We start from the raw sequence: 7,220 nt of genomic DNA, 5'->3' as shown, positions 1-7,220 counted from the left end.
CAAGAGCCCAAGAGCCCAAGAGCCCAAGAGCCCAAGAGCCCAAGAGCCCAAGAGCCCAAGAGCCCAAGAGCCCAAGAGCCCAAGAGCCCAAGAGCCTAAGAGCCCAAGAGCCCAAGAGTCCAAGAGTCCAAGAGCCCAAGTGCCGAGGAGGGCCACCGGCGCCCGGTGGCCCTCCTCTCCCCTCCTGGTGCCTCCCCGATCCCCCTCCTACCGGGGCAGCACCACGACATACGCGGCCGGGTCCCGGTCGCCCGCGGCCATCAGCGCCGTGCGGACCACCGCGGCCTGCTGTTCGATCGAGTCCCGCAGCTTCTTCGGCGTGATGTGCACGACCGTGATGCCCAGGCGCTCGAAGTGCTCCCGCTTACGGGCGTACTCGGACCACAGCGCGTCCTCGTCCTGGCGCGGGGCCCGGGTGTCCAGCTCCACCGCCACCGCCTGCTCCGGCCAGTACGCGTCCAGACCGCCCAGGTGGGGCCCGCCCGGCAGCCGGAGGTCCACGTTCCACACCGGGTCGGGCAGGCCGTGCTCGACGACCATCGTGTACAGCCGGTCCTCCGCGAGCGCGCGCCCCTCCGCGAGCAGCGAGTCCACGGCGTCCACCACATGCGGCCGGCTCAGCAGCTTCGCGTCGTTCAACTCCCGGACCACGGCCGCCGGTTCGCAGTGACCCCCGCGCACCGCCTCCGACAGCAGCCGCCGCACCATCCCCGCGTCCGTCAGCTGCGCCACCGCGTCGGCCAGCGCGCGCGGCACCGGCGCCACCGGAACCCCCGTCGCCCGCTCGGGAGTCGGCAGCGAGGTCGTGCGGACGACGTGCGCGCAGCCCGTCGAGCGCAGCCGGCGCAGCCGCGGGACCAGGACGTCGATGTGCTCCAGGGACAGCAGCGGCGGAGCGCAGGACAGACCGTGCAGGTTCAGCGCCGCCAGACCCGTGATCATCGCCTCCTTGTACACCGGCCGGTGCGGCTCCCCGGAGCCCGGCTGGACCGGCACCCCGGGCGCCGCCCCCTCGCGGGCCGCGTACATCAGCACCGCGTGCAGCCGCTCCTCGCTGGTCGGCGGGCCCGGGTGGAGCAGGTACACACCGGGGAGGAGCTGCTGCCAGGGCCCGCCGGACCGGCACTGCTCGTTCGCCTCGGCCGGCGCGACGCCCTGCGAGCGGAGCTGGGCCGCCGTGGTGACACGGCGCTGCACGTCCGACAGATGACGGACCGGGCGGGGGGACGCCGAGGGGACCTGGGGGAGCGGGGTGTTGTGGTTCATGCAACGGGGATTCCGCGCTCGGAGGGCCCCATAACCGCTGTTACACGCCCGTCGACAAATCCGGACAAGTTCGCCCTAAAGGACGGGTGTTCGGATGCCGAGTAGACGCCGAAACCCCTGGTCCCGAACGGGGGAGCCAGGGGTTACGGTTCTGATTGACTGAATTCCGTAACGGTGACCGTGGGCGGAATTCATGGCCAAAGATCGGCCGTGCTTTTACTGCTCGACCTTCTACCGCTCGACCTTCTACCGCTCGACCTGCTACTGCTCGGCTGAGGTCTGCGCGCCCGCCGTCTGCGCCCGCAGCGCCCGCGCCAGGTCGTCCTGCGCCTCCAGCACCAGCCGGCGCAGCGCCGGGGCCGCCGACCCGCGCGCCGTCAGCCACGCGTCTGCCGCCGCCAGCGTCTGCGGCGAGTCCTGCAGCGACGGGAACAGGCCCCGGACGACGTGCATCGCGATCTGGATGGAGCGTTCCGACCAGATGCGCTCGATCGACGCGAAGTACTTCTCCGCGTACGGCGCGAGCAGCTCCCGCTGCGAGGGCTGGTCGAAGCCCGCGATCGTCGCCTCCACCAGCGCGTTGGACAGCGTGTCCGACTCCACCAGCTGTGCCCACGCCTGCGCCTTGACCGCCGCCGACGGACGCGCGGCGAGGCAGCGCACGTGGTGGCGCTTGCCGGACGCGGTGTCGTCGCGGGCCAGCTCGGCCGCCGGCGCCGACTCGTCCGCGACGCCGTGCGCCACCAGCGGCTCCAGGAACGTCCAGCGCAGCTCCTGGTCGACCTCCAGTCCGTCGATCTTCGCCGTGCCGTCCAGCAGCCCCTGGAGCAGCTCGAAGTCGGACCCGGAGGACGCGACCGACGCGAAGAACCGCGCCCAGGCCAGCTGGTGCTCGCTGCCCGGCGCGGCCCCCCGCAGATCCCGCAGGGCGATGTGCGCCAGCATCTTCTCGCCGGTCTGCCGCCACCACGGCGGCGCGTAGTGGACCAGCGCCGAGTTCGCCCACGCGTGCAGCATCTGCAGGACGCCGATGTCCGACTCGCGGCGCCCGAAGGTCATCACCAGGTCGATGAAGTCGGGCGCGGGCAGCAGCGCGTCCCGGGTCATGTTCCACAGCGCCGACCAGCACAGGGCGCGGGCCAGCGGATCGGTCATGTGACCCAGGTGCTCGCGCAGTGTGGCCAGCGAGGTGTCGTCGAACCGGATCTTGCAGTACGTGAGGTCGTCGTCGTTGACCAGCACCAGCTCGGGCGCCTCGGCGCCGGCCAGCTCCGCGACGACCGTACGGGGGCCGTCGACGTCCGTCTCGGCACGCGCGTACCGCACGAGACGGCCGTCCTGAAGCCGGTAGAGGCCGATCGCCACCCGGTGCGGGCGCAGCTCGGGGTGCGATTCGGCGGCCTCCTGGAGCACGGCCAGCTCGCTCACCCGGCCCGCCGGGTCCAGCAGCACCTGCGGGGTCAGCGAGTTCACGCCGGCCGTCTGCAGCCAGGACCGCGCCCAGACGGCCATGTCCCGGCCGCTGGTCTCGGCGAGCACCGAGAGCAGATCGCCGAGGCGGGTGTTCCCGTACGCGTGCCGCTTGAAGTAGCGGCGGGCGCCCTCCAGGAACGCGTCCTGCCCGACGTACGCCACCAGCTGCTTCAGGACGGACGCGCCCTTGGCGTAGGTGATGCCGTCGAAGTTGAGCTTGGCGTCCTGCAGGTCGCGGATGTCGGCCGTGACCGGGTGTGTGGAGGGCAGCTGGTCGGCCCGGTACGCCCAGGCCTTGCGGCGGTTGGCGAAGGTGATCCAGCCGTCGGTGAAGCGGGTCGCGCCGACCAGCGCGAACGCGCCCATGAAGTCCGCGAAGGACTCCTTCAGCCACAGGTCGTCCCACCACTGCATGGTGACCAGGTCGCCGAACCACATGTGCGCCATCTCGTGCAGGATGACGTTCGCCCGCGCCTCGTACGAGGCCCGGGTCACCTTCCCCCGGAAGACGTACTCCTCGCGGAAGGTCACCAGGCCCGGGTTCTCCATCGCGCCGAGGTTGTACTCGGGGACGAACGCCTGGTCGTACTTCCCGAAGGGGTACGGGTAGTCGAAGCGGTCGTGGAAGAAGTCCAGGCCCTGCTTGGTGATCAGGAAGACGTCGTCGGGATCGAAGTGGGGCGCGAGGCCCTTGCGGCACATCGCGCCGAGGGGGATCTCCAGCGTCGTGCCGTCGCCCAGGTCACGGCTGTAGGTGTCCGTCACGTAGTGGTACGGACCGGCCACGACACAGGTGATGTACGTCGAGATCGGCTTCGTCTCCGCGAACCGCCACACCCCGTCCGCCCGCTCGCCGGCGCCGTTGCTCCACACCGTCCACCCCTCGGGCGCGCGCACCTCGAAGCGGAACGGGGCCTTGAGGTCGGGCTGCTCGAAATTGGCGAAGACCCGGCGGGCGTCGGCCGGCTCGTACTGCGTGTACAGGTACACCTCGCCGTCCTCGGGGTCGACGAAGCGGTGCAGGCCCTCGCCGGTGCGGGAGTAGGCGCAACGCGCGTCGACGACCAGCTCGTTCTCCGCGGCCAGGTCGTCGAGGAGGATCCGGGCGCCGTCGAAGACCTCGCCGGGGTCGAGATCGCGGCCGTTGAGGGAGACGGCCGTCACACTCGGCGCGATCAGGTCCGCGAAGCTCGACGCGCCGGGCTCGTTGCAGCGGAAGCGCAGCGTGGTGACCGACCGGAAGGTGCGTTCTCCCGCCTCCTCGCCCACCGCCGACCGGATGTCGAGGGACACGTCGTACCCGTCGACGGACAACAGGGCGGCCCGCTCCCGGGCCTCGTCGCGGGACAGGTTCTCACCGGGCACGGGCGGTACTCCCTCGGCACGTCATGGGATGGATCTCGTGGTCAGCAGCGATCCTGCCATGCGCCCCTGACGCCGGGCAGCAGGGAATGTGCGGCACGGGCGACGGTGTTGACGGGAGGAATTGAGTTGCTGAGGACCTTCTGAGGAGAGACATGTCGGAGAAGACGCCCGTCGACTTCTGGTTCGACCCGCTGTGCCCCTGGGCCTGGATGACCTCCCGCTGGGTCCTGGAAGTCGAGAAGGTCCGGGACATCGAGGTCAGCTGGCACATCATGAGCCTCGCCGTCCTCAACGAGAACAAGCTCGACGAGCTGCCCGAGGAGTACCGCGAGATGCTCGCGGTCAAGGCCTGGCAGCCGGTGCGCGTGGTCACCGCCGCCTGGCAGCTGCACGGCGCCGAGGTCCTCGGCCCGCTGTACACCGCGCTCGGCACCCGTATCCACAACAACGGCGAGGGCGCGACCCTGGAGGCCATCGCGGGCGCCCTCAAGGACGTCGGCCTGCCCGCTTCCCTGATCGAGTACGCCGAGCAGTCGGACTTCGAGTTCGACGCCCAGCTGCGCGCCTCCCACAAGGAGGGCATCGAGAAGGTCGGCCAGGACGTCGGCACCCCGGTCATCGCCGTCCCCGGCCCCGACGGCGAGCAGATCGCCTTCTTCGGCCCGGTCGTCACCCCCGCCCCCAAGGGCGAGGAGGCCGCCCGCCTCTGGGACGGCACCGTCGCCGTCGCGTCGGTCCCCGGCTTCTACGAGATCAAGCGCACCCGTACCCAGGGCCCGGACTTCAGCAACCTGTAACGAAATCTGTGCGACAAGGCCCCCGCGAGCAGTCCTCGCGGGGGCACGATGTCTTCCATGACGGAGATCGACACCTCGGTACCCCATTCGGCCCGTATCTGGAACTACTGGCTGGGCGGCAAGGACAACTACCCGGTGGACGAGGCGGCCGGCGACGCCTACACCGCGGTCTTCCCCGGCATCGTGACCATCGCGCGCAGCAGCCGCGCCTTCCTCGGCCGCAGCATCGGCCACCTGGTCGAGGAGGCGGGCGTCCGCCAGTTCCTCGACGTCGGCACCGGGCTGCCCACCGTGGACAACACCCATGAGGTGGCCCAGCGCCTCGCCCCCGAGTCGCGGATCGTCTACGTCGACAACGACCCGCTCGTCCTCGCCCACGCCCGCGCCCTGCTCACCTCCGCCCCCGAGGGCGTGACGGCGTACGAGGACCTGAACCTGTACGAGCCCGAGGGCATCCTGGCGGCCGCCGGCCGGACCCTCGACCTCTCCCGCCCCACCGCCCTGATCCTCAGCGGCATCCTCGGCCATGTCGACGGCTACGAGCGCGCCCGCGACCTCGTGCGCGCCCTTCTCGCCGGCCTGCCCTCGGGCAGCTACCTCTGCGTCAACGACGGCTCCCGAGGCACCGACCCCGCCTACGAGGCCGCCCAGGACGCCTACAACGAGACCGGCGCGGTCCCGTACTTCCTGCGTCCGGTCGAGCAGATCGAGGGCTACTTCGAGGGGCTGGAGGTGGTCGAGCCGGGCGTGGTGTCCGTGCCGCTGTGGCGTCCGACGCCGGGCACGGACCCGCAACCGATCGGCCAGCACGGCGGCCTGGGCCGCAAGCCCTGATCCCGGCCGCCCGACCCCGGGCTACGGCGGGGGCAGCAGCCCCCGCTCCATGGCCACCACCACCGCCCGGGTCCGGTCGTCCACGTCCAGCTTGGCGAACAGCCGCAGCAGATGCGTCTTGACGGTCGCCTCTCCTCGCCCTTCAGGGCCACCTCGACCATGAGGATCCGGCCGTCGGCGGAGCGGACCGGCGCGGCGGAGACGTCCAGGGCGGCGCCCGGCGGCGCGGCGGAGATCAGCACCTGCTCGGCGGACCTGCGCTCCACAGCGCCACGAACACCAGCCAGCCGACGATCGCCCGCCAGGGGTGCCGGGCGCTGGAACGCGCGATGCGCACCGTGGGTGAGTCGATTGATTTCATGCCCAAAAGCCTTGTTGAACAGGGCAGTCGGCAGACAGAGGCACCCGGTTGAACTTCCCGTCCACCGATCGGTGGACCCGGGGGAGGGGGAGAACCCCCGCCCGGAGAGGGGAGAATCCCCGCGAGTCACGTCCTCGCGGGGGCTTCCTTCATTCCGCCTGCCTTCGTGAAGGGTGAGAAGACGATCACGAGGCAGGACGCTTCACACGGGCCGTCAGGGCGCGAGCAGCAGCACGTCCGCGCGGGACTTCGCGCTCTCGTAACGCCTCGCCACATCCTGCCAGTTGACGACGGCCCACATCGCGTCGATGAAGTCGACCTTCTGGTTCTTGTACTGGAGGTAGAAGGCGTGCTCCCACGCGTCGAAGACGAGGATCGGCACGGAGCCCTGGCCGACGTTGCCCTGGTGGTCGTAGACCTGCTCGACGATCAGATGGCCGCTGAGCGGCTCGTAGGCGAGAACGCCCCAGCCGGAGCCCTGGGTGGTCGCGGCGGCCTTGGTCAGCTGCGTCTTGAAACCGGCGAACGAGCCGAAGGACTCGGTGATCGCGTCCGCCAGGTCGCCGACGCCGTCCGCCGCGAGGGGCTCGCCGCCGCCGTCGCCGGTCATGTTCTGCCAGTAGATCGAGTGCAGGATGTGCCCGGAGAGATGGAACGCCAGGTTTTTCTCCAGGCCGTTGATCGAGCCCCACGACTCCTTGTCCCGCGCCTGCGCGAGTTGCTCCAGCGTGTCGTTCGCGCCCTTCACATAGGCCGCGTGGTGCTTGTCGTGGTGCAGCTCGATGATCTCCGGGCTGATCACGGGGGCGAGCGCGGAGTAGTCGTAGGGCAGTTCGGGCAGCGTGTAGACGGGCATGGCGGGGTCCCCTCAAACCTCTTATTGCAAGCAACTTGCAAGTGCAGGCTAGCAACAAGAAGGGGGTTCCGGGCAACAGGCTCGGGCAAACGGGTTCGGGCCACAGGCTCGGGCAACGAGAAGGCCCTCGTGTCGCCACACGAGGGCCGATGAGGGGCGGGGGAGGGCAAAACGCTCCCTACGTTGTTCTGCGGGAGGCGGTGAGCCCTTCGTATGGTTCACCCACCCAGGGGTGCCGGGTGTGGTTCAAAACGCTCTGCCGCTGATG

Annotated in this window: 6 protein-coding genes and 1 pseudogene; 2 read left to right on the top strand and 5 right to left on the bottom strand. The window is 70.3% G+C overall.

Annotation, left to right across the window (positions count from 1 at the left end; all coding sequences use genetic code 11):
* Window positions 1–207 precede the first annotated feature (207 nt).
* Together ABZ725_RS25970 and pepN are read right to left on the bottom strand one after the other, a co-directional pair.
* A complete protein-coding gene (locus ABZ725_RS25970; RefSeq protein ID WP_358804985.1) occupies window positions 208–1,266 on the bottom strand; it encodes a hypothetical protein in 1,059 nt (352 codons plus the stop codon).
* 261 nt (window positions 1,267–1,527) lie between these two features.
* Window positions 1,528–4,104, bottom strand: coding sequence for an aminopeptidase N (gene pepN / locus ABZ725_RS25965; protein ID WP_358804984.1), 2,577 nt, complete (start codon window positions 4,102–4,104; stop codon window positions 1,528–1,530).
* Window positions 4,105–4,256: 152 nt separating this feature from the next.
* Between pepN and ABZ725_RS25960 the strand changes: the two genes are divergently transcribed.
* Both ABZ725_RS25960 and ABZ725_RS25955 read left to right on the top strand, forming a co-directional pair.
* The gene (locus ABZ725_RS25960; protein WP_358804983.1) at window positions 4,257–4,901 is read left to right on the top strand and encodes a DsbA family protein; all 645 of its coding nucleotides are present in this window, start codon (window positions 4,257–4,259) and stop codon (window positions 4,899–4,901) included.
* A gap of 57 nt (window positions 4,902–4,958) precedes the next feature.
* Window positions 4,959–5,735: an SAM-dependent methyltransferase gene (locus ABZ725_RS25955; protein WP_358804982.1), complete on the top strand. Its 777-nt coding sequence runs from the start codon at window positions 4,959–4,961 to the stop codon at window positions 5,733–5,735.
* Window positions 5,736–5,756: 21 nt separating this feature from the next.
* Here ABZ725_RS25955 and ABZ725_RS25950 read toward each other — a convergent pair.
* The 3 genes and pseudogenes from ABZ725_RS25950 to ABZ725_RS25940 form a co-directional block, all read right to left on the bottom strand.
* Window positions 5,757–5,867 (bottom strand): annotated as a pseudogene (locus ABZ725_RS25950) (DNA-binding response regulator); the annotation flags it as partial.
* 103 nt (window positions 5,868–5,970) lie between these two features.
* Window positions 5,971–6,096, bottom strand: a complete 126-nt coding sequence (locus tag ABZ725_RS25945) for a hypothetical protein (protein WP_358804981.1) — start codon at window positions 6,094–6,096, stop codon at window positions 5,971–5,973.
* A 214-nt stretch (window positions 6,097–6,310) separates the two neighbouring features.
* The gene (locus ABZ725_RS25940) at window positions 6,311–6,952 is read right to left on the bottom strand and encodes a superoxide dismutase (RefSeq protein WP_351906272.1); all 642 of its coding nucleotides are present in this window, start codon (window positions 6,950–6,952) and stop codon (window positions 6,311–6,313) included.
* Between the last annotated feature and the right edge of the window lie 268 nt (window positions 6,953–7,220).

Source organism: Streptomyces sp. NPDC006872, assembly GCF_040635845.1.
Classification (GTDB): Bacteria; Actinomycetota; Actinomycetes; order Streptomycetales; family Streptomycetaceae; genus Streptomyces.
The sequence above is the reverse complement of the archived record's forward strand: the minus strand, read 5'-3'. Positions and strand labels throughout refer to the sequence as shown.